This is a genomic window from Belnapia sp. F-4-1 (assembly GCF_000802185.1).
Taxonomy (GTDB): Bacteria; Pseudomonadota; Alphaproteobacteria; order Acetobacterales; family Acetobacteraceae; genus Belnapia.
In genome coordinates, this window is the sequence record NZ_KN676113.1 from 4,387,859 (window position 1) to 4,405,496 (window position 17,638).

The window sequence follows — 17,638 nt, forward strand, 5'->3', positions numbered from 1 at the left end:
TCATGCGGTGGTCACGCGGCCTTCGCCTCGGCGACCAGCTTCGCGGCCTCGGCACCGCGAAGCTTGGCGATGTCGTCCTGGTACTTCAGCAGCACGCCGAGGGTTTCGTCGACGGCGGCCGGCTCCAGCTCGGTGGCGTCGAGTGCGGCCAGGGCCGAGGCCCAGTCGATGGTCTCGGCGACGCCGGGCAGCTTGAAGTATTCGCCGCCGCGCAGCCGCTGCACGAAGGCTACGACCTGGGCCGAAAGCGCCTCGGGCACGTGCGGGGCGCGGATCTTCAGAATGGCGCGTTCGCGGACGGCGTCGGGGTAATCGACCCAGTGGTAGAGGCAGCGGCGGCGGATGGCGTCGTGCACCTCGCGCGTGCGGTTGCTGGTGATGATGACGACGGGCGGGACCTTGGCCTTCACCGTGCCGTATTCCGGGATGGAAAGCTGAAAATCGGCCAGCAGCTCCAGAAGGAAGGCCTCGAAGGGCTCGTCGGCGCGGTCGAGCTCGTCGATCAGCAGCACCGCCGGCCCACCCTCGGGGCTGAGGGCCTGGAGCAGCGGTCGCTCCTGGAGGAAACGGCGGTCATAGATCCCGCGCTCCAGCGCCTCGCGGTCCGTCGTCTCGCCGCTCGCCTCGGCGAGGCGGATGGAGATGAGCTGCTTGGCGTGGTTCCACTCGTAGGCAGCGGCGCCGAGGTCGAGCCCGTCATAGCATTGCAGGCGGACCAGCCGGCGGGGCAGGCCGCCGGCCAGGACCTTGGCGATCTCGGTCTTGCCGGTGCCGGGCTCGCCCTCGAGAAAGAGCGGCCGGCCCATCCGCAGCGCGAGATGCACCGTGGTCGAGAGCGCCCGGTCGGCGACATAGCCGCCGGCGCCGAGCAGCTGCTGGGTGGCCTCGACGCTCCCCGGGATGTCGCTCACAGGAAGAGCAGCGCCAGGATGACCAGCATCACCGCGCAGCCGCCCCAGAATTGCAGCGGCAGACCGAAGGGCTGGAAGGAGCCGAGCAGCCGGAGCGGCTGGACCGCTACCGGGTCGACCGGGCGCGGGTTGGGACGGTGGACGGGCTTGCCGGCGGCGCTGGTGCCGTCCGCGCCATGCTGGGTGAGCGGGCCGGGGCCGCCGGCGTCGCGCAGGTATTCGGTATCCGTGCCGGACCGGGCAGGGGCGCGGATCTCGGCGCTGGCGGCGGCGAGGTTGGTCGTGTCGGGCTTGGCTCCAGCGGCCTCGGCCCCGGCGGGCGCGGCCATCGCAGGCTCAGCCATCGCAGGTTCCGGCTCGGGCGCCGGGGTGAGCTGGGCGGCGAAGCGGTTGAAGAACTGGTCGGCCATCTGCTTCGCGGTGCTGTCGATCAGCCGCCCACCGAGCTGGGCCATCTTGCCGCCGACCTGCGCCTTCACATTGTAGGTGAGCAGCGTCTCGGAGGGACCAACCTCCTCCAGCGCGACATCGGCGCCGCCCTTGGCGAAGCCCATGGCGCCGCCATTGCCTTCGCCGCTGATGGTATAGCTGGCCGGCGGGTTGAGGTTCTCGAGCTTCACCTTGCCGCCAAACTTGGCCGACATCGGGCCGAGCTTTAGCGCCACCTTGGCCTGGAACTGGTCGTCGCCGACCCGCTCGACCGATTCGCAGCCGGGGATGGAGGCCTGGAGGACCTGCGGGTCGTTCAGGGCTTCCCAGACTTGCTGGCGCGGCGCGGGGATGCGCCGCTCGCCGGTCATTTCCATGCGTGTCTCCTGGGTTTTCGCGGACCTTAGTGGCCGGGCCGGGTGAGGGGAACCCCACCCCGTATCGGTCCGGGAGGGGCTCCGTTCAATGCCCGGTGGCAACGCAGGGCGATCGGGGCGGGTTCAACCTCCTGGCGGCGGAGATGGCCTAGCCCGAGGAGGCGGGGGATCTGGCCGGGGGTGGATGGTGGAGGGGCGGGGGCGTAGGCCTCGCTGTCCGACGGGCGGCTCTCGTGGGGACCGATAGCTTTCGTCGAGGCGCAGAGGGGTGCGGATGCCGGGTCCTTTCGGCTATTGCGGCTGGGCGGTTGCCTTTCTCGTGCCGACCTTCATCCTGGCGCCCTTCGTCTTCTTCCGCTGAGGAACCCCCCATGCCCTACGTCATCGGCGCCGACAACCCGGAAGAGCCCGCCGGCCACCGCTTCGCCCGGCTGCTGGAGCGGAAGCAGATCCTCCAGCTGCCCGGCGCGCATAACGGCATGGCCGGGCTGCTGGCGAAAAAGGCGGGGTTCGAGGGGCTCTACCTTTCGGGGGCTGCGATGACGCTCTCCATGGGTATCCCCGACCTCGGGATGATCACGGTCGATGAGGTCGCCTTCCATATCCGCCAGATCGCGCGGGCCACGGCGCTGCCGCTGCTGGTCGATGGCGATACCGGCTATGGCGAAGCGCTGAACGTGATGCACATGGTGCGCACCTTCGAGGATGCGGGGGCGGCGGCGGTGCATCTCGAGGACCAGCTGCTGCCGAAGAAGTGCGGCCATCTGAACGACAAGAAGATGGCCGACGCGCACGACATGGCGGCCAAGGTGGCGGCGGCGCGGAAGGCGCGACGGCACCTCTACATCATCGCGCGGACCGATGCTGCGGCCAGCGAAGGGATGGACGGGGCGCTGGCGCGGGCCAAGCTCTACCTCGACAGCGGGGCGGATGCGATCTTCCCCGAGGCGCTGAACAGCCGGGAGATGTTCACGGAATTCTCGCGCCGCATCCGGGCCGAGGGCTACCCCGAGGTGAAGCTGCTGGCGAACATGACGGAGTTCGGCCGCACGCCCTTCTTCACCGCGCAGGAATTCGAGGAGATGGGCTACCAGATGGTGATCTGGCCGGTCTCCGCCGCGCGCGTCGCCAACAAGGCGATGGAGGAGCTGTTCCAGTCGATCCGCGAGAATGGCGGGACGCACGAGCTGGTCGATCGGATGCAGACGCGGGCGGAGCTGTATGACGTCATCAACCTGCATGCCTACGAGGCGCTCGACAGCAGCCTGATCCAGACCGTCATCCCGACGGCGATGCCGCAGCGGTAAGGGGAGAGCACGATGCGCACGGGCGTCTTCTACTTCCCGACGGAATACGGGATCGAGACCGGGGAGCTGGCCCGGGCACTGGAGGAGCGGGGCTTCGACTCGCTCTTTCTCTGCGAGCATACGCATATCCCGGTCAGCCGGCGCTCGCCCTTCCCTGGCGGGGGCGAACTGCCGCGGCGGTACAAGCACACGCATGATCCCTTCGTCGCGCTGAGCTTCGCGGCGGCGGCGACCAAGACGCTGCTGCTCGGCACCGGCGTCTGCCTGGTGCCGCAGCGGGACCCGATCATCACCGCCAAGTCCGTCGCCAGCCTCGACCGGCTGTCGGGCGGGCGCTTCGTCTTCGGCGTCGGTGGCGGGTGGAATGTCGAGGAGATGGAGAATCACGGGGCGCGCTACCCGACGCGCTTCAGGCTGATGGAGGAGCGCATTCGGGCGATGCAGGCGCTCTGGACGGAGGAGGAGGCGAGCTTCCATGGGGAGTTCGTCGACTTCGATCCGGTCTGGTGCTATCCGAAGCCGGTGCAGCGGCCGCATCCACCGGTGCTGCTCGGCGGCGAGACGGATTACACGCTGAAGCGCGTCGCGGCCTTCTGCCAGGGCTGGTTTCCGCGGGCGGGGGGCGACTTCGACCCGAAGGTGGCGCGCGAGCGGCTGCGGCGGGCGGCGGAGGGGGCGGGGCGGGACCCGGCCAGCCTCACCATCACCGTCTTCCGGGCGCCGCCGGAGGCCGGGAAGCTCGACGCCTACCGCGAGGCGGGGATCGAGCGGGTGCTGCTGGAAGTGCCTGACCTCGACCGTGACGGCATCCTCCGCCGGCTCGACGAGTTGGCGCCGCTCGCCTGAGGGAACCCGGGCAGGGGCGGGGCATTGGCCCGATATGCCCCTTCTCGACCCCGAAGAAGGCGATGCGCTCCGCCAGGCCCTCGGCCTTGATCGCGCCGCCAGACCCTATCGCAACCACTACCCCGCCCCGGGCGACGACCCGGTGGCCCGGCGGCTGGTCGAGCGCGGGCTGATGCAGCGCGGCGCCGCCACGCCGGCGGGGCTGGTGCTGTTCCAGGTGACGGAGGCAGGCGCGCGGCAGGTCGGGGCCAGCCTGCCGGAGGCGGAAGCCGGGCGCTGAGGCCGGATTGACCGCGGCGCCCGGACATGCGGCACTCCGCCAATCCTGACGGGAGGGAAGAGCCCATGTTCCTCGAGCAACGCATCTACACCATGCATCCGGGCAAGCTGCCCGCCTGGCTGGCCCTCTACCGGGATATCGGCGGCCCGGCCTCCTCCCGCACGCTGACGCCGCTGATCGGCATGTTCACCGTGGAGTTTGGCCAGATCAACCGCGTCCTCTTCGTTCGCGGCTTCGACGACATCGACGAGCGCGAGCGCGGCATGGGCCGGCGCGATGCCGACCCGGAGTGGCAGCGCTTCCTCAAGGAGGGGCGCGACAGCGGCGCGCTCATGGCGCAGGAAGCGAAGCTGCTGAAGACCGTGCCCTTCTCGCCCCTGCAGAAGGTCGGCCAGCCCTTCGAGCGCAAGATCGAGGGCGGGGAGATGTGGGTCGATCACCGGACCTACGACTTCCACCCCGGCAAGGCGCAGGCCTGGATCGACGCCTATCGCGACCTCGGCAAGCCGGTGCAGGACCGGCTGCTCGGCCAGCTGCTCTGGTTCGCCGTGACCGAGTGCGGGCCGATCAACCAGGCCGTCTTCGCCTGGGCCTACAACTCGCTCGGCGACCGCGACAAGCGGCGGACGGCGATGGCGGCCGACCCCGGCTGGGCGGAGTTCCAGAAGGCGACGGCGCCGCTCGGCGCGCTGAAGCAACAGACGACGATGGTGCTGAAGCCCACCCCCTTCTCCCCGATCCGCTGAGGCCCGGTCCATGCTGAAGAAGATGCTGGCCGGCGCGGCCCTCGCGCTCGGCCTCGCCGGCGCTGCGGAGGCGGGGCAGACCTTCGACGCGGTCAAGGCCCGCGGCGTGCTTAACTGCGGCGTCAATGTCGGCGTCGCCGGCTTCTCCCTGCCCGACAGCCAGGGCGTCTGGCGCGGGATGGATGCCGATCTCTGCCGCGGCCTCGCCGCGGCCGTCTTCGGCGACCCAGCCAAGGTGCGCTTCGTGCCGCTGACCGCGGTGCAGCGCTTCACCGCGCTGCAATCGGGCGAGATCGACGTGCTGATCCGCCAGACGACGCTGACGATGACGCGCGACACCTCGCTCGGCCTGCGCATGGTCGCCGCCAACCTCTATGACGGCCATGGCTTCATGGTACGGAAGGATGCCGGCGTCACCGAGCCGAAGGGGATGGATGGCATGACCATCTGCCTCTCGCCGGGGACAACGAACGAGCTGGTGACGACGGACTGGTTCCGCACCAACAACCTGCGCTTCACGCCGCTGCTGCAGGAGCGGATGCAGGACAATGCGACGGCGCTGCAATCCGGCCGGTGCGACGCCATCGGCACGGATGCGACGCAGCTGGCGGCGCTGCGGAGCCAGTTCACCAATCCGGCCAATTTCGTGATCCTGCCGGAGCGCTTCAGCAAGGAGCCCTATGGGCCGGTGGTGCGGCGCGACGACCAGGAATGGTTCGACGTGGTGCGCTGGACCCTCTCGGCGCTGATCCAGGCGGAGGAGCTGGGCGTCACCAGCCGCAATCTGGAGCAGATGCGGGGCAGCCCCAATCCGGATATCCGACGGTTGCTCGGAGTCGATCCGGTGCTCGGCAATTCGCTGAAGCTCGATCCGGCCTGGGCGGTGAATGCCATCAAGGCGATCGGAAATTACGGCGAGCTGTTCGAGCGCAATCTCGGGCCGCAGACGCCGATCGGGCTGGAGCGGGGGCTGAACCGGCTCTGGACCGATGGCGGGCTGATGTATTCCTGGCCGATGCGGTAGACGCGCCTCTCCTGTTGCCGTGGGGCGGGGGACGGCCTAGTTTCCCGCCCAAGTCGGGGCGTGGCGCAGTCTGGTAGCGCATCTGCTTTGGGAGCAGAGGGTCGGAGGTTCGAATCCTCTCGCCCCGATACCTGCAACAAGGGTGCCCTATGCCGCAGCTTGCCCGCATCTTCGTCATGCCTCGCTCCCACATGCAGTCCGGCCGCGGGCGTTCCCAGGGCTGGACCCTGGCCTATGAGCCGGGCGAGCGGCAGCGGCTCGACCCGCTGATGGGCTGGGCCGGCTCGGGCGACACCAATGCGCAGGTGAGCCTCAATTTCGACAGCAAGGAGGATGCGATCGCCTATGCCGAGGCGAACGGCATCCCCTACGAGGTCGAGGAGCCGAAGCCGGTCCGCATCAAGGCGAAGGTCTATGCGGACAACTTCCGCTTCGGCCGGCCCGAGAACTGGACGCACTGAACCCGATTGCGCCCGTAGCTCAGCTGGATAGAGCACGCGCCTTCTAAGCGTGTGGTCGTGGGTTCGAATCCCGCCGGGCGCGCCACCTTCCCCGATATCCGATGGTCAGGAGGCCGGGCGGCGCCGGGGCTGGCGCGGCCCGGGTGCGGCGGCGAGGCTCCAGGCGGTGCGCAGCGCCTCCTCCAGCTCCGCCTCGGTGAGATGGGCGAGGATGGCGGTGGTGGCGCCGCGGCGGCCCCAGCCATTCGGCACCGGGGCGAAGGCCTGCGGCGCCATCATGCATTTGAATTCCTGCAACTCCGGCGTGAACCGGAGATTCGTGGTGCGGCCGTCGGCGGCAAGGGTGGCGTAGATGCGCCGGGCCTTGAAGGCCGTGCGGTCGAAGTGAGGCGCCTCCACGGTCCCCTCGAGGGAGAGGGCGATGCGGCGGAGGTCTTCGCTGCTGGCCATGCCGGTCTAGCCCGCGGCGACGTCGACCGACCAGCCGGCGAGGAACTCGCCGCCGGGGGGAAGGGTGACGAGGCCGGGCTTCTCCGCGAACTCCCCGTCCCAACCGAGCGGGCTGGCGAAGCCCTGCCAGGGCTCGATGCAGAGGAAGTCGGCGCCTCCCGGCTTCGACCAGAGGCCGAGATAGGGGAAGCCCCGGAAGGCGAAGCGGAGGGTGGGGCCGCACTCGGCGCCGTAGTCGAGGGCGCGGCTGCGGGGCTGATCGAGGATCATCGCGTCGGCGTCGAAGAGCGCGGGCGAGAGGGCGAGGCGGCGGCCCTCGATCGGGCTCAGCTGCGGCTCGGGGAGGAGGAGGCCATCCTGCAGGCGGCGGATGGGGGCGGGTTCGTCGGTCTCGAAGGTGAGGCTGTGGGGGCGGCCCCCGGCGCCGGGCAGCGGCCAGCGGAAAGCGGGATGGGCACCGAGCGAGGCGGGCAGGGGCTCCGTGCCGGGGTTGGAGAGGCGGTACTCGACCGCGAGACGGAGGCCCGTGACGGCGTAGCGGATCTCGAGGGCGAAGGCGAAGGGATAGGCGGCGCGGCTCGCCTCATCGTCGGTGAGGCGGAAGGCGCAGCGGTCGGGGGCCTGGTCGATCAGGGTGAAGGTTCGGTCGCGGGCGAAGCCGTGCTGGCGCATGGGGTAGCGGCGGCCGGCATGGTTGAGCCCATCGCCCGCGAGGCGGCCGACGATGGGGAAGAGCACCGGCGCGTGGCGCGGCCAGGCGGGGCCGGCATCCCAGAGGAAGTCGCGGCCGGCGGCATCCTGCAACCGGCAAAGCTCGGCGCCCTCGGGCTTGATGGCGGCAGTGAGCGCGTCGCTGACGATCTGGATCATGCGGTCCCCCGGATGACGGTGCGGATGGCGAAGCTCGACTGGATGCGGGCGACGCCCGGCATGCGCGACAGCGCCTCCTTGTGGATGCGTTCGTAATCCGCGGCGTCGCGTGCTTCCACCCGCAACAGATAGTCGGCGATGCCGGTCATCAGGTAGCACTCCCGCACCTCGGGGCAACGGCGCACCGCCTCCTCGAAGCGCTTCAGGTGCTCGTCGGTCTGGCGGTCGAGGGTGATCTGGACGATCACCACCACGAGGTCGCGCGGCGCCGCCTCCTCGATCAGCGCGGTGTAGCCGCGGATGATGCCGCGATGCTCCAGCAGCCGAACGCGGCGGAGGCAGGCGGAGGGGGAGAGGCCGACGGCCACGGCGAGGTCGGCATTGCTCATGCGACCATCGGTGCGGAGCAGGCGGAGGAGGGCGCGGTCGGTGTCGTCCAGGGTGTGCATCGAAGAATCTGCGAATTGGCCGCAGATCATGCGCCATTCCGCCTCCGAGTGGCAGGGGCTGCGAGGGTCTGGCGTGAAATTCGCATAAGCCGCTGCGTAGTCTCGATGGATAAAATCGGCGGAGGCGGCGATGCGCGTTGTGGTGCTCGGCAGCGGCGTGGTCGGAGTGACCAGCGCCTGGTATCTCTCGCGGGCCGGCCATCAGGTGACGGTGATCGACCGCCAGCCGGCCGCCGGCATGGAAACGAGCTTCGCCAATGCGGGGCAGGTCTCGCCGGGCTACTCCGCCCCATGGGCGGGGCCGGGCATCCCGGTCAAGGCGCTGAAGTGGTTGATGATGCGGCACCGGCCGCTGGTCTTCTGGCCGCAGGCGAAGGGCGGGCTCTATCCCTGGCTGGCGCGCATGCTCGCCAATTGCACCGAGGATGCCTATGCGACCAACAAGGCGCGCATGGTCCGCCTCGCCGAGTACAGCCGGGACTGCCTGCGCGACCTGCGGGACGAGACGGGCATCGCCTATGACCAGCGGATGCAGGGCACCTTGCAGCTCTTCCGCACGCAGAAGCAGCTCGACGCAGTGAGTGGCGACACCGCCGTGCTCGATGCCTTCCAGGTGCCCTATGAGCTGCTCGACCCGAAGGGTTGCGTCGGCGCGGAGCCGGCGCTTGGGCTGGTCGAGGGGAAATTCGTCGGAGGGCTGCGCCTGCCTGGGGACGAGACGGGCGATGCGCATGTCTTCACCCAGCGGCTGGCCGAAATGGCGGCGGCGGCGGGGGTGGAGTTCCGCCAGGGCGTGACCATCAAGGGGATCGAGAGCGAGGGGGACCGCGTCACCGGCGTCGTCACCGACCAGGGGCGGGTGACGGCGGATGCCTATGTGGTGGCGCTGGGGAGCTATTCGACGGCGCTGCTGCGGCCGCTCGGTGTCAATGTGCCGGTCTATCCGGTGAAGGGCTATTCGCTGACGCTGCCGGTCACCGAGGAGGCGGGAGCGCCGGTCTCCACCGTGATGGACGAGACCTACAAGGTGGCGATCACCCGGCTCGGAGACCGCATCCGCGTCGGCGGGACGGCGGAGCTGGCGGGGTTCAACCTGAAGCTGCGCGGGCCGCGGCGGGAGACGCTGGCGCATTCGGTGGGCGATCTCTTCCCGCGCGGGGGGGACATCGCGCAGGCGAAATTCTGGACCGGCCTCAGGCCGATGACGCCGGATGGGACGCCGGTGGTGGGGCCGACGCGGTACCGCAACCTGCACCTCAACACCGGCCACGGGACGCTCGGCTGGACCATGGCCTGCGGCAGCGGCCGGCTGCTGGCGGACCTCGTCACCGGGCGGGAGCCGGAGATCGACTCCGGCGACCTGGCGCTAACCCGCTACGCGGCGGCTTGACGCCTCGCCGAGGGGCGGCCTGACTGGCCGCCTTTCGGGAGGCTTCGATGGAATACCGCACCCTCGGCCGCAGCGGCCTCAGCGTCAGCCGGCTCTGCCTCGGCACCATGATGTTCGGCGGGCCGACCGATGCGGCGACCAGCGCGCGGCTAATCGCGCGCGCCGCCGAGGCGGGGATCAACTTCCTCGACACGGCGGATGCCTATAACGGCGGCCGGTCGGAGGAGGTGGTGGGGCAGGCCATCGCCGCGCGCCGGCATGACTGGGTGGTGGCGACGAAGATCGCCAACAAGGTCGGGCCGAGCCGCAACGAGGGCGGGCTGTCGCGCAAATGGGTGATGCAGGGGGCGGAGGCCTGCCTCCGGCGGCTGGGTACCGACTTCATCGACATCCTCTACCTCCACAAGGAGGACCATGCGACGCCGCTGGAGACGACGGTGCGGGCGATCGCCGACCTCGTGCGGGCGGGGAAGCTGCGGCATTTCGGCGTCTCCAACTACCGCTCCTGGCGGATCGCGGAGATCTGCCGGCTTTGCGACGATCTCGGCATCGACCGGCCCGTCGTCTCACAGCCCTACTACAACGCGATGAACCGGCAGCCGGAGGTGGAGCAGCTCCCCGCTGCGGCGCATTACGGGCTCGGCGTCTTCCCCTATTCGCCGCTGGCGCGCGGGGTGCTGACGGCGAAGTACCGGCCGGGCGCGGAGCCCGAGGCGGGCAGCCGGGCGGCGCGGCAGGACAAGCGGATGCTGGAGACGGAGCTGCGGCCGGAGTCGCTCGAGATCGCGCAGGTGATCCGCGAGCATGCCGAGCGGGTGGGGACCACGCCGGTGCATTTCGCCATCGGCTGGGTGCTGAACAACCGGCTCGTCACCGGCTGCATCCTCGGGCCGCGGACCGAGGCGCATCTGGAGGACTATCTGGCAGCGCTCGACTACCGCTTCACGGCGGAAGACGAGGCGCTGGTCGACCGGCTGGTGCCGGCGGGACACCCTTCGACGCCGGGGTACAACGATCCGCAGTATCCGATCGAGGGACGGGTGACCGCGATCGGCTAGCTCTCGACCAGGGCGATATCGAGCAGGCGTTCCAGGACCTCGGGCTCCTGGGCGCCGGCGATGGCGCTGCGGCCGGCGACGACGAAGCAGGGCACGCCGTTGATGCCAAGCCGGTGGGCCCGGAGGTTGTCGGCGTGGACGGCCTCGACCTCGGCGACGGTTGAGAGGAAGCGCCGGGCGAGGGGGGCGTCGAGCCCCTGCTGGCCAGCGAGGGTGGCGAGCACATGGCCGTCGCCGATATCGGCGCCCTCGGTGAAATAGGCCTCGAAGATCGCCTCGACCAACGCATCGGCGGCGCCGAAGCGGCCGGCCCAGCGGACCAGCCGGTGGGCGTCGAGCGAGTGCGGAACGCGGCGAATGCGGTCGAAGCGGAATTCGATGCCCTCGGCCCGGCCGAGATCGGCGATGGTGCCGTGCAGGCGGCGCGCGCGGTCCTCGCCGCCGAATTTGCGGACGAGGTAGTCCTGCCGCGGCACGCCCTGCGGGGCGAAGTCCGGGTTCAGCAGGAAGGGACGCCAAAGCAGCTCCGCCGCCACGTCCGGGCGGGAGCGCAGGGTTCGCCGCAGCCGCCGGATGCCGAGGAAGCACCAGGGGCAGACCAGGTCGAAGACCACCTCGATGGGCAGCCGGGCGCGGGGCGGGGCGAGCAGGTTCACCAGCACATCATAGGCCGAAGCAGCGGTGCGGGCGAAGCCTCTCTGGAGCGGGTGGTTGACAGCTTTTGATGACGGGGCCAATCATGCGCATATAAATAGCGATCGTCATCAAAAAGGGCCAGCGATGCGAATCCTTTCCCTCGGCGCCGGGGCCATCGGCGGCTATTACGGCTTGCGGCTGGCGGAGGCGGGGGCGGATGTGACCCTGCTGGTCCGTCCCGGCCGAGCGGCGCAGCTGGAGCGCGACGGGCTGGTCGTCGCCAGCCGGGGCGAGGTCCGCCGGCGGCGCCTGCCGGTGGTGCAGGCTGGGCAAGTCGGCGGGCCCTTCGATGTCGTCCTGTTGACCTGCAAGGCCTACGATCTCGGGCCGGCGATGGAGGCCATCGCGCCCGCGATGGGGCCGGGGAGCCTGGTGCTGCCGCTGTTGAACGGCATCGCGCATCTCGATGCGCTGGATGAGCGGTTCGGCACGGCTCGGGTGCTGGGCGGCGTCGCCTATATCGCCACGATGATGGAGGCGGATGGCACGATCCGCCATGCCGGCCCGGCGGATACGTTGGTGGTCGGCGACCGGAGCGGCGCGGTCACTCCGGAGGTGCGGGCGCTGGCGGAGGCCTACGTCGCGGGCGGGGTGGCGGCGCGGGCATCGGAGGGCATCCTCCAGGATCTCTGGGAGAAGTGGTGCATGCTGGCGCCGGGGGCGGCGCTCACCTGCCTGATGCACGGCACCGTCGGCGAGGTGATGGCCACGGAGGATGGGCCGGCCATCGCCCGCGGGCGGCTCGCCGAGGCAAGGGCCATCGCCGCCGCGCATGGGCATGCGCCGCGGCCGCCCGCCGTCGCCCTGGCCGACCGGACGCTGACCGACCCACAATCGCGCTGGGCGGCCTCGATGATGCGGGACATCCAGCAGGGAGCGCCGAGGGTCGAGGCGGAGCACATCATCGGCGACCTGATCCGGCGCGGACGGGAGCGGGGCCTCGACTCGCCGCTGCTGGCAGCCGCCTTCGGTCATTTGCAGGTCTACAACGCCCAGGGCGGGCGGGCGGCATGAGCGCCGCGACCTCCCTCGCGCCCGGTGCCGTGGCGATGAGCCCCCGCACCCGCATGCTGCTGCATGGGCGGGTGGTGCCGACGCTGCTGCGCCTGACCTGGCCGAATACGCTGGTGATGCTGGCCCAGGCCTCGGTCGGGCTGATCGAGACCTGGTGGGTCTCGCATCTCGGCACCGAGGCGCTGGCCGGCATGGCGCTGGTCTTCCCCGGCTTCATGATGATGCAGATGCTTTCCGGCGGCGCGGTCGGCGGCGGCATTGCCGCGGCCGTGGCGCGGGCGCTCGGGGCAGGCCGGCGGGAAGATGCGGATGCGCTGGTGCTCCATGCGCTGGTCATCAACGGCGTACTCGGCCTTGGCTTCACCGCGCTGCTGCTCGTCTTCGGCCCGGCGCTTTATGCCGCTTTGGGTGGCGAGGGCGGCTCGCTGCGGGCGGCGCTCGCCTATTCCGACGTGGTGTTCGGCGGGGCGGTGCTGGTTTGGCTGAGCAATGCCTTCGCCAGCGTGCTGCGCGGCACCGGCGCCATGCTGCTGCCTTCGGTCGCCATCGTCATCGGCGTGGTCGTTCTGGTGCCGCTCTCGCCGCTGCTGATCCATGGCTACGGGCCAGTACCGGCCCTTGGCATCGCCGGCGGGGGCTGGGCGGTGGTGATCGGCACGGGACTCACGACCGCGATCCTCGGCTGGGCGGTGCTCTCCGGGCGGAGCATCGCGCGGCTACGACGGGGGCGGCTGCGCCGGGCACTGTTCGGCGACATCCTGGGCGTCGGGGCCGTCGCCTCGGTCAGTACCCTGCAGACGACGCTGACCATCGCGCTGACGACGGCGGTGGTGGCGCGGGCTGGCGGGCCGGATGCGGTAGCGGGGTATGGGACGGGGACGCGGCTGGAGTACCTGCTGATCCCGTTGGTCTTCGGCCTCGGGGCGCCGCTGGTGGCGCTGGTGGGGACGAATATCGGAGCGGGACAAGGCGCGCGGGCGCTGCGCATCGCGCTGACCGGCGGGGTGCTCGCCTTCCTCGTCGCGGAGGCGGTGGGGCTGTCGGCGGCGGCGTGGCCGGAGGCCTGGCTCGGGCTCTTCGGCGACGATCCCCGCATGCTGGAGACGGGGGCCGCCTATCTGCGGGTGGTCGGGCCGACCTACGGCTTCTTCGGCTTGGGGCTGGCGCTCTATTTCGCCTCGCAGGGGGCGGGGAAGCTCGGCTGGCCACTGTTGGCGGGGCTGATCCGGCTGGTGATCGCGGTGGGCGGCGGCTGGCTGGCGCTTCACCTCACCGGCTCGCTCGCCTGGGTCTTCGCGGCGCTGGCGGCAGGGCTCGTCGTCTATGGGGTGCTGCTGGCGGCGGTGATCCGGGGCGGGGCGTGGTTCCGCTGACGACGCCCCGCGAAAGCGGGATGGGCTTTGGGCAGGGACCGATGCTGGAGGGGGGCTAGCCCGGCCTGCCCTGGAGGGAGGTGACGAGGCTGTCGCCGCCCGATCGGCGGGCCGCCTCGCGCAGGTCGCGTGCCCGATCGAGCAGCATCGGAGCCTGATCCGTCCCGCCGCGGCTCAGCACCAGGCCGACGCTGCAGGTAAGGGCGAGGGCGCCGATCGGCGTCGGCACCGGCATGGCACGGATGCAGCGCAGCAGGCGCTCGGCCGCCGCCACCGCCTGGGCGGGGAAGATATCGGCGAGGCAGACGCCGAAGCCGCCATCGACGCGCCCGACCAGATCCTGTACGCGGATGCGCTCATGCATCCGGTCGGCCACGCCGAGCAGTGCCGCGTCCCGCACCGCGGTTCCGTGCCGGGCGGTGATGCCGTCCAGCCCGTCGATGCCGAGGCAGAGCATGCCGACCTGCGGGCCGACCGGCTCCGCCATGGCGAGCACCGCCTCGAGGAAATGCAGCAGGGCCTCCTCGGTGACCGCGCCGGTCATCGGGTCGCGGTGGCGGCCATTCGGGTCGTCGCTCAGCGGAGCGGGGGTCATGAGGGCGTGCGATCCTGCCGGGGTGATCCTGGAACGTGGTGTCGATCAATACGGTTGCCGCCTGATTAACCCGCAGCAAAACCAGACGCGGCACCCTTGCCGGGGGCGGCGTGCCGGGGTCTGCTCGGCGGGAACGAAACCCCGAGGATCCCCGCATGACCGCCTTCGACGCCATCGCCCGCCGCCGGGACGAACTGGCCGCCATCCGCCAGGACATCCACGCCCATCCCGAGCTCGGCATGGAGGAGCATCGCACGGCGGAGCTCGTCGCGCGCAAGCTGGAGGAGTGGGGGATCGAGGTGCATCGCGGGGTGGGGGGCACCGGCGTCGTCGGCGTGCTGCGCTCGGGCAATGGCGAGGCGGCGATCGGGCTGCGCGCCGATATGGACGCGCTGCCGATGGAGGAGGCCAACGACCTGCCCTATCGCAGCACCGCGCCGGGGCGGATGCATGCCTGCGGGCATGACGGCCATACGACGATGTTGCTCGGCGCGGCGCAGTACCTGGCGGAGACCCGGGCCTTCAACGGGACGGTCAATTTCATCTTCCAGCCGGGGGAGGAAGGCTGCGGCGGGGCGCTCGCCATGCTGAAGGACGGGCTGTTCGAGCGCTTCCCCTGCGGCCAGGTCTTCGCCATGCACAACCGGCCTGGGCTGCCCGTCGGAGAATATGCCATCCGCAGCGGGCCGACGGCGGCGGGCGGGGCGTTCTTCGACATCACTGTCGAGGGCAAGGGGTCGCATGGCGCGAGGCCGGAAGCGGGGGTCGATCCGGTGCTGGCCGCCTGCCACATCGCCACGGCGCTGCAATCCATCGTCGCGCGGAACATGCCGCCGATGGAGACGGCGGTGCTCAGCATCACCAAGGTGACGGGGGGCGACGCCTACAACGTCATCCCGCAGACGGCGAAGCTTTCGGGCACCGCGCGCTTCTTCAGCGCGCGGGCGCGGGGGCTGCTCGAGGAGGGGATGAAGCGGGTAGCGGAAGGCGTCGCGGCCGGGCTGGGGGCGACGGCGAGCGTCGATTTCCGGCTGATCTTCGCCCCCACCATCAACGCGCCGGAGCAGACCGAGCGCTTCGCCGCGGCGGCCGCCGAAATCGTGGGCGAGGCGAAGGTCGACCGAACCAAGGCGCCGGGGATGGGGTCGGAGGATTTCAGCTTCATGATGGAGCGGGTGCCGGGTGCCTATCTGCATGTCGGCAATGGCGACAGCGCGACCGTCCACAACCAGCATTACAATTTCAACGACGCGGCCATCCCCTATGGCGCCGCGCTGCTGGCGCGGCTGGTGGAGCGCGAGTTGCCGAAGGGGGCGCAGGGCTGATGGCGCTGTCGCGGCGGGCAGCGCTCGGCCTGGCAGGCGCGGCGGCGTTCGGCGGGGCGGCGGGGGCGCAGAACGGGACGCCGGCGGCGATGCCGGGGGTGCGGCAATTCGAGCTGGCGCCGAAGGCGGGCGGGCGGCCGCCTTACCGCATCTTCCTCCGTCAGCCGGACGGGCCGGCGCCGGCCGGGGGGTGGCCGGCGCTCTATCTGCTCGACGCCAATGCGGTGATGGGAATCGCCAGCGATGCGCTTCGGGTGCAGGCGGCCTTCCCCGGCGAGACCGGCATCCGCGACGGGGTGCTGGTCGGCATCGGCTATCCGACCGAGGCGGCCTATGACGACCGGCGCCGCGCCTTCGACCTGACGCCGCCACCGGAGAAGGGGCGCACCGGCGGGGCGGAGGGCTTCCTCCGCTTCATCGTGGAAGAGGTGCAGCCCTTCGTCGCCGCGCAGGTGCCGCTCGACCGGGCGCGGCAGGGGCTGTTCGGACATTCGCTCGGCGGGCTCTGCGTGGTCTGGTCGCTGCTGATGCGGCCGCGTGCCTTCACGCACTGGGCGGCGTTCAGCCCCTCGCTGCAATTCGACGCGGAGCTGATCGCGCAGGCGCAGGGGCGGTTTGCCGCGCTGCCGCCGGCCGAGCGGGGGCAGCCACGGGCCCTGCTCGGCGCCGGGGAGTTCGAGGAGCGGCTGGCGCCCTTCCAGGCGGCGGCGGGGGATGCGGCGATGCGGCGGGAAAGCATCGGGCGCTTACGCATCCCGGCGCGGGCCAGGGAGATGACGGACCGGCTGCGTGACCTCGGCATCGCGGCGCAGTTCGAGCCGATCCCCGGGGAGACGCATTTCTCCGAGATACCGGTCGCGGTGAATCGGGGGCTGCGCTTCGTGCTCGGGCCCGATTAGGGCAGCCCCGATCCGGCGCCTATTGCGCGAAGTCGATGACAACGCGGCCCTGGATGTCACCCTTATGCATGCGGGCGAAGATGTCGTTGATGTTCTCCAGCCGGTCGGTGGCGACCGTCGCCTTGACCTTGCCCGCACCGGCGAAGTCGAGCGCCTCCTGCAGGTCGAGGCGCGTGCCGACGATCGAGCCGCGGACGGTCACGCCGTTGAGCACGGTGTCGAAGATCGAGATTGGGAAGTCGCCGGGCGGCAGGCCGACCAGCGAGACCGTGCCGCCGCGGCCGACCATACCCATCGCCTGCGCGAAGGCCTGCCGCGAGACGGCGGTGACGAGGACGCCCTGGGCGCCGCCGACCGCGCGCTTCACGAAGGCGGCCGGGTCTTCCTGCATGGCGTTGACCGCCAGCGCCGCGCCGTGCTGGCGGGCGAGGTCGAGCTTGGCATCGTCGATGTCGACGGCGATGACGTTGAGGCCCATCGCCCGGGCATACTGCACCGCCAGGTGGCCAAGCCCGCCGATGCCTGAGATGACGACCCAGTCGCCGGGCCTGGTGTCGGCCACCTTCAGCCCTTTGTAGACGGTGACGCCGGCGCAAAGGATGGGCGCGATGTCGGTGAAGGAGACGTTGCCGGGCAGGTGGCCGACATAGTTGGGATCAGCGACCACGTATTCGGCGAAGCTGCCGTTCACCGAATAGCCGGTGTTCTGCTGGTCGGCGCAGAGCGTCTCCCAGCCGCCGAGGCAATGCCTGCAATGGCCGCAGGCGGTGTAGAGCCAGGGTACGCCGACGCGGTCGCCCTCCCTGACATGCCGGACGCCCGCGCCGACCGCGGCGACATGGCCGACGCCCTCATGGCCGGGAATGAAGGGGGGCTTGGGCTTCACCGGCCAGTCGCCTTCCGCCGCATGCAGGTCGGTGTGGCAAACGCCGGTCGCGGCGATCTTCACGAGAATCTGGCCCGGGCCGGGGGTAGGTAGAGTCACCTCTTCCAGAACAAGCGGCTTGCCGAATTCGCGGACGACGGCGGCTTTCATGAACCTGGCCATGGGGAACTCTCCTGACTCTGCCCGGCGGCGTCCGCGAGGACCGGAGCGGGCCGCGCGGCGCGCTGCACCCCGCGGTGGTGGGACCCGCAT

General features: G+C 70.7%; 21 protein-coding genes and 2 tRNA genes. 15 read left to right on the plus strand and 8 right to left on the minus strand.

Annotation, left to right across the window (positions count from 1 at the left end; all coding sequences use genetic code 11):
• Positions 1 to 11: 11 nt before the first annotated feature.
• The gene (locus LH62_RS20785; protein WP_043363929.1) at positions 12 to 911 is read right to left on the minus strand and encodes a MoxR family ATPase; all 900 of its coding nucleotides are present in this window, start codon (positions 909 to 911) and stop codon (positions 12 to 14) included.
• Positions 908 to 1,717 (minus strand): carbon monoxide dehydrogenase subunit G, encoded by an 810-nt coding sequence (locus LH62_RS20790; protein WP_043363931.1) that lies wholly within the window; start codon positions 1,715 to 1,717, stop codon positions 908 to 910. The genes LH62_RS20785 and LH62_RS20790 overlap by 4 nt, the downstream gene beginning before the upstream one ends.
• A 268-nt stretch (positions 1,718 to 1,985) precedes the next feature.
• Here LH62_RS20790 and LH62_RS30450 point away from each other — a divergent pair, with 268 nt between their 5' ends.
• From LH62_RS30450 to LH62_RS20830, 9 genes are all read left to right on the plus strand, one after another.
• Positions 1,986 to 2,078, plus strand: a complete 93-nt coding sequence (locus tag LH62_RS30450; protein ID WP_201445558.1) for a hypothetical protein — start codon at positions 1,986 to 1,988, stop codon at positions 2,076 to 2,078.
• Between the two features lie 10 nt (positions 2,079 to 2,088).
• A complete protein-coding gene (prpB, locus tag LH62_RS20795) occupies positions 2,089 to 3,024 on the plus strand; it encodes a methylisocitrate lyase (RefSeq protein ID WP_043363932.1) in 936 nt (311 codons plus the stop codon).
• A gap of 12 nt (positions 3,025 to 3,036) precedes the next feature.
• A complete protein-coding gene (locus tag LH62_RS20800; protein WP_043363933.1) occupies positions 3,037 to 3,870 on the plus strand; it encodes an LLM class F420-dependent oxidoreductase in 834 nt (277 codons plus the stop codon).
• A 34-nt stretch (positions 3,871 to 3,904) separates the two neighbouring features.
• Positions 3,905 to 4,150 carry a hypothetical protein gene (locus tag LH62_RS20805; RefSeq protein ID WP_043363935.1) on the plus strand — a complete coding sequence of 82 codons (246 nt, stop codon included), beginning with the start codon at positions 3,905 to 3,907 and terminating at the stop codon, positions 4,148 to 4,150.
• Positions 4,151 to 4,215: 65 nt separating this feature from the next.
• A complete protein-coding gene (locus tag LH62_RS28615) occupies positions 4,216 to 4,896 on the plus strand; it encodes an NIPSNAP family protein (protein WP_052214754.1) in 681 nt (226 codons plus the stop codon).
• A 10-nt stretch (positions 4,897 to 4,906) separates the two neighbouring features.
• Positions 4,907 to 5,920, plus strand: coding sequence for an amino acid ABC transporter substrate-binding protein (locus LH62_RS20815; protein WP_236552592.1), 1,014 nt, complete (start codon positions 4,907 to 4,909; stop codon positions 5,918 to 5,920).
• 54 nt (positions 5,921 to 5,974) lie between these two features.
• Positions 5,975 to 6,048: transfer RNA gene (locus LH62_RS20820), tRNA-Pro, on the plus strand.
• Between the two features lie 21 nt (positions 6,049 to 6,069).
• Entirely contained in the window at positions 6,070 to 6,381 is a 312-nt protein-coding gene (locus LH62_RS20825; RefSeq protein WP_043363936.1) for an ETC complex I subunit, read from the plus strand.
• 8 nt (positions 6,382 to 6,389) lie between these two features.
• Positions 6,390 to 6,466: transfer RNA gene (locus tag LH62_RS20830), tRNA-Arg, on the plus strand.
• A 20-nt stretch (positions 6,467 to 6,486) separates the two neighbouring features.
• Here the strand turns inward: LH62_RS20830 and LH62_RS20835 are convergent.
• From LH62_RS20835 to LH62_RS20845, 3 genes are read right to left on the minus strand one after another with little or no spacing between them, the layout of a single operon-like run.
• On the minus strand, positions 6,487 to 6,831 hold the full coding sequence (locus tag LH62_RS20835; RefSeq protein ID WP_043363937.1) for an MmcQ/YjbR family DNA-binding protein: 345 nt from the start codon (positions 6,829 to 6,831) through the stop codon (positions 6,487 to 6,489).
• Between the two features lie 6 nt (positions 6,832 to 6,837).
• Entirely contained in the window at positions 6,838 to 7,701 is an 864-nt protein-coding gene (locus LH62_RS20840) for an aldose 1-epimerase family protein (protein WP_043363939.1), read from the minus strand.
• Complete coding sequence (locus LH62_RS20845; protein WP_043366290.1) at positions 7,698 to 8,150, minus strand: Lrp/AsnC family transcriptional regulator; 453 nt, start codon at positions 8,148 to 8,150, stop codon at positions 7,698 to 7,700. Before LH62_RS20845 ends, LH62_RS20840 begins: the two co-directional genes overlap by 4 nt.
• 130 nt (positions 8,151 to 8,280) lie before the next feature.
• Between LH62_RS20845 and LH62_RS20850 the strand changes: the two genes are divergently transcribed.
• Both LH62_RS20850 and LH62_RS20855 read left to right on the plus strand, forming a co-directional pair.
• Positions 8,281 to 9,540: a D-amino acid dehydrogenase gene (locus LH62_RS20850; RefSeq protein ID WP_043363940.1), complete on the plus strand. Its 1,260-nt coding sequence runs from the start codon at positions 8,281 to 8,283 to the stop codon at positions 9,538 to 9,540.
• 47 nt (positions 9,541 to 9,587) lie between these two features.
• Positions 9,588 to 10,598 carry an aldo/keto reductase gene (locus LH62_RS20855; protein WP_043363941.1) on the plus strand — a complete coding sequence of 337 codons (1,011 nt, stop codon included), beginning with the start codon at positions 9,588 to 9,590 and terminating at the stop codon, positions 10,596 to 10,598.
• On the opposite strand, the gene LH62_RS20860 is transcribed toward LH62_RS20855, so the two are convergent.
• Positions 10,595 to 11,254 carry a DsbA family oxidoreductase gene (locus tag LH62_RS20860; protein ID WP_201445559.1) on the minus strand — a complete coding sequence of 220 codons (660 nt, stop codon included), beginning with the start codon at positions 11,252 to 11,254 and terminating at the stop codon, positions 10,595 to 10,597. The genes LH62_RS20855 and LH62_RS20860 overlap by 4 nt on opposite strands.
• Before the next feature lie 124 nt (positions 11,255 to 11,378).
• Between LH62_RS20860 and LH62_RS20865 the strand changes: the two genes are divergently transcribed.
• Positions 11,379 to 12,308, plus strand: a complete 930-nt coding sequence (locus tag LH62_RS20865) for a 2-dehydropantoate 2-reductase (protein WP_043363943.1) — start codon at positions 11,379 to 11,381, stop codon at positions 12,306 to 12,308.
• Positions 12,305 to 13,681: an MATE family efflux transporter gene (locus LH62_RS20870; RefSeq protein ID WP_043363946.1), complete on the plus strand. Its 1,377-nt coding sequence runs from the start codon at positions 12,305 to 12,307 to the stop codon at positions 13,679 to 13,681. Before LH62_RS20865 ends, LH62_RS20870 begins: the two co-directional genes overlap by 4 nt.
• 55 nt (positions 13,682 to 13,736) lie before the next feature.
• On the opposite strand, the gene LH62_RS20875 is transcribed toward LH62_RS20870, so the two are convergent.
• Entirely contained in the window at positions 13,737 to 14,276 is a 540-nt protein-coding gene (locus tag LH62_RS20875; protein ID WP_043363948.1) for a GGDEF domain-containing protein, read from the minus strand.
• A 155-nt stretch (positions 14,277 to 14,431) separates the two neighbouring features.
• Between LH62_RS20875 and LH62_RS20880 the strand changes: the two genes are divergently transcribed.
• Positions 14,432 to 15,601: a M20 aminoacylase family protein gene (locus LH62_RS20880; RefSeq protein WP_043363949.1), complete on the plus strand. Its 1,170-nt coding sequence runs from the start codon at positions 14,432 to 14,434 to the stop codon at positions 15,599 to 15,601.
• Positions 15,601 to 16,500 (plus strand): alpha/beta hydrolase, encoded by a 900-nt coding sequence (locus LH62_RS20885; protein WP_043363951.1) that lies wholly within the window; start codon positions 15,601 to 15,603, stop codon positions 16,498 to 16,500. The genes LH62_RS20880 and LH62_RS20885 overlap by 1 nt, the downstream gene beginning before the upstream one ends.
• Before the next feature lie 19 nt (positions 16,501 to 16,519).
• On the opposite strand, the gene adhP is transcribed toward LH62_RS20885, so the two are convergent.
• Entirely contained in the window at positions 16,520 to 17,548 is a 1,029-nt protein-coding gene (gene adhP, locus LH62_RS20890) for an alcohol dehydrogenase AdhP (protein WP_043363953.1), read from the minus strand.
• Positions 17,549 to 17,638 lie beyond the last annotated feature (90 nt).

Coding starts and splice junctions, on each gene's coding strand:
- LH62_RS20800 (WP_043363933.1), top strand. CDS start 3,037: ATGCGCACGGGCGTCTTCTACTTCCCGACGGAATACGGGATCGAGACC.
- LH62_RS20790 (WP_043363931.1), bottom strand. CDS start 1,717: ATGGAAATGACCGGCGAGCGGCGCATCCCCGCGCCGCGCCAGCAAGTC.
- LH62_RS20850 (WP_043363940.1), top strand. CDS start 8,281: ATGCGCGTTGTGGTGCTCGGCAGCGGCGTGGTCGGAGTGACCAGCGCC.
- LH62_RS20865 (WP_043363943.1), top strand. CDS start 11,379: ATGCGAATCCTTTCCCTCGGCGCCGGGGCCATCGGCGGCTATTACGGC.
- LH62_RS20880 (WP_043363949.1), top strand. CDS start 14,432: ATGACCGCCTTCGACGCCATCGCCCGCCGCCGGGACGAACTGGCCGCC.
- LH62_RS20875 (WP_043363948.1), bottom strand. CDS start 14,276: ATGACCCCCGCTCCGCTGAGCGACGACCCGAATGGCCGCCACCGCGAC.
- adhP (WP_043363953.1), bottom strand. CDS start 17,548: ATGGCCAGGTTCATGAAAGCCGCCGTCGTCCGCGAATTCGGCAAGCCG.
- LH62_RS20815 (WP_236552592.1), top strand. CDS start 4,907: ATGCTGAAGAAGATGCTGGCCGGCGCGGCCCTCGCGCTCGGCCTCGCC.
- LH62_RS20805 (WP_043363935.1), top strand. CDS start 3,905: ATGCCCCTTCTCGACCCCGAAGAAGGCGATGCGCTCCGCCAGGCCCTC.
- LH62_RS20845 (WP_043366290.1), bottom strand. CDS start 8,150: ATGCACACCCTGGACGACACCGACCGCGCCCTCCTCCGCCTGCTCCGC.
- prpB (WP_043363932.1), top strand. CDS start 2,089: ATGCCCTACGTCATCGGCGCCGACAACCCGGAAGAGCCCGCCGGCCAC.
- LH62_RS28615 (WP_052214754.1), top strand. CDS start 4,216: ATGTTCCTCGAGCAACGCATCTACACCATGCATCCGGGCAAGCTGCCC.
- LH62_RS20855 (WP_043363941.1), top strand. CDS start 9,588: ATGGAATACCGCACCCTCGGCCGCAGCGGCCTCAGCGTCAGCCGGCTC.
- LH62_RS20825 (WP_043363936.1), top strand. CDS start 6,070: ATGCCGCAGCTTGCCCGCATCTTCGTCATGCCTCGCTCCCACATGCAG.
- LH62_RS20840 (WP_043363939.1), bottom strand. CDS start 7,701: ATGATCCAGATCGTCAGCGACGCGCTCACTGCCGCCATCAAGCCCGAG.
- LH62_RS20885 (WP_043363951.1), top strand. CDS start 15,601: ATGGCGCTGTCGCGGCGGGCAGCGCTCGGCCTGGCAGGCGCGGCGGCG.
- LH62_RS20835 (WP_043363937.1), bottom strand. CDS start 6,831: ATGGCCAGCAGCGAAGACCTCCGCCGCATCGCCCTCTCCCTCGAGGGG.
- LH62_RS20870 (WP_043363946.1), top strand. CDS start 12,305: ATGAGCGCCGCGACCTCCCTCGCGCCCGGTGCCGTGGCGATGAGCCCC.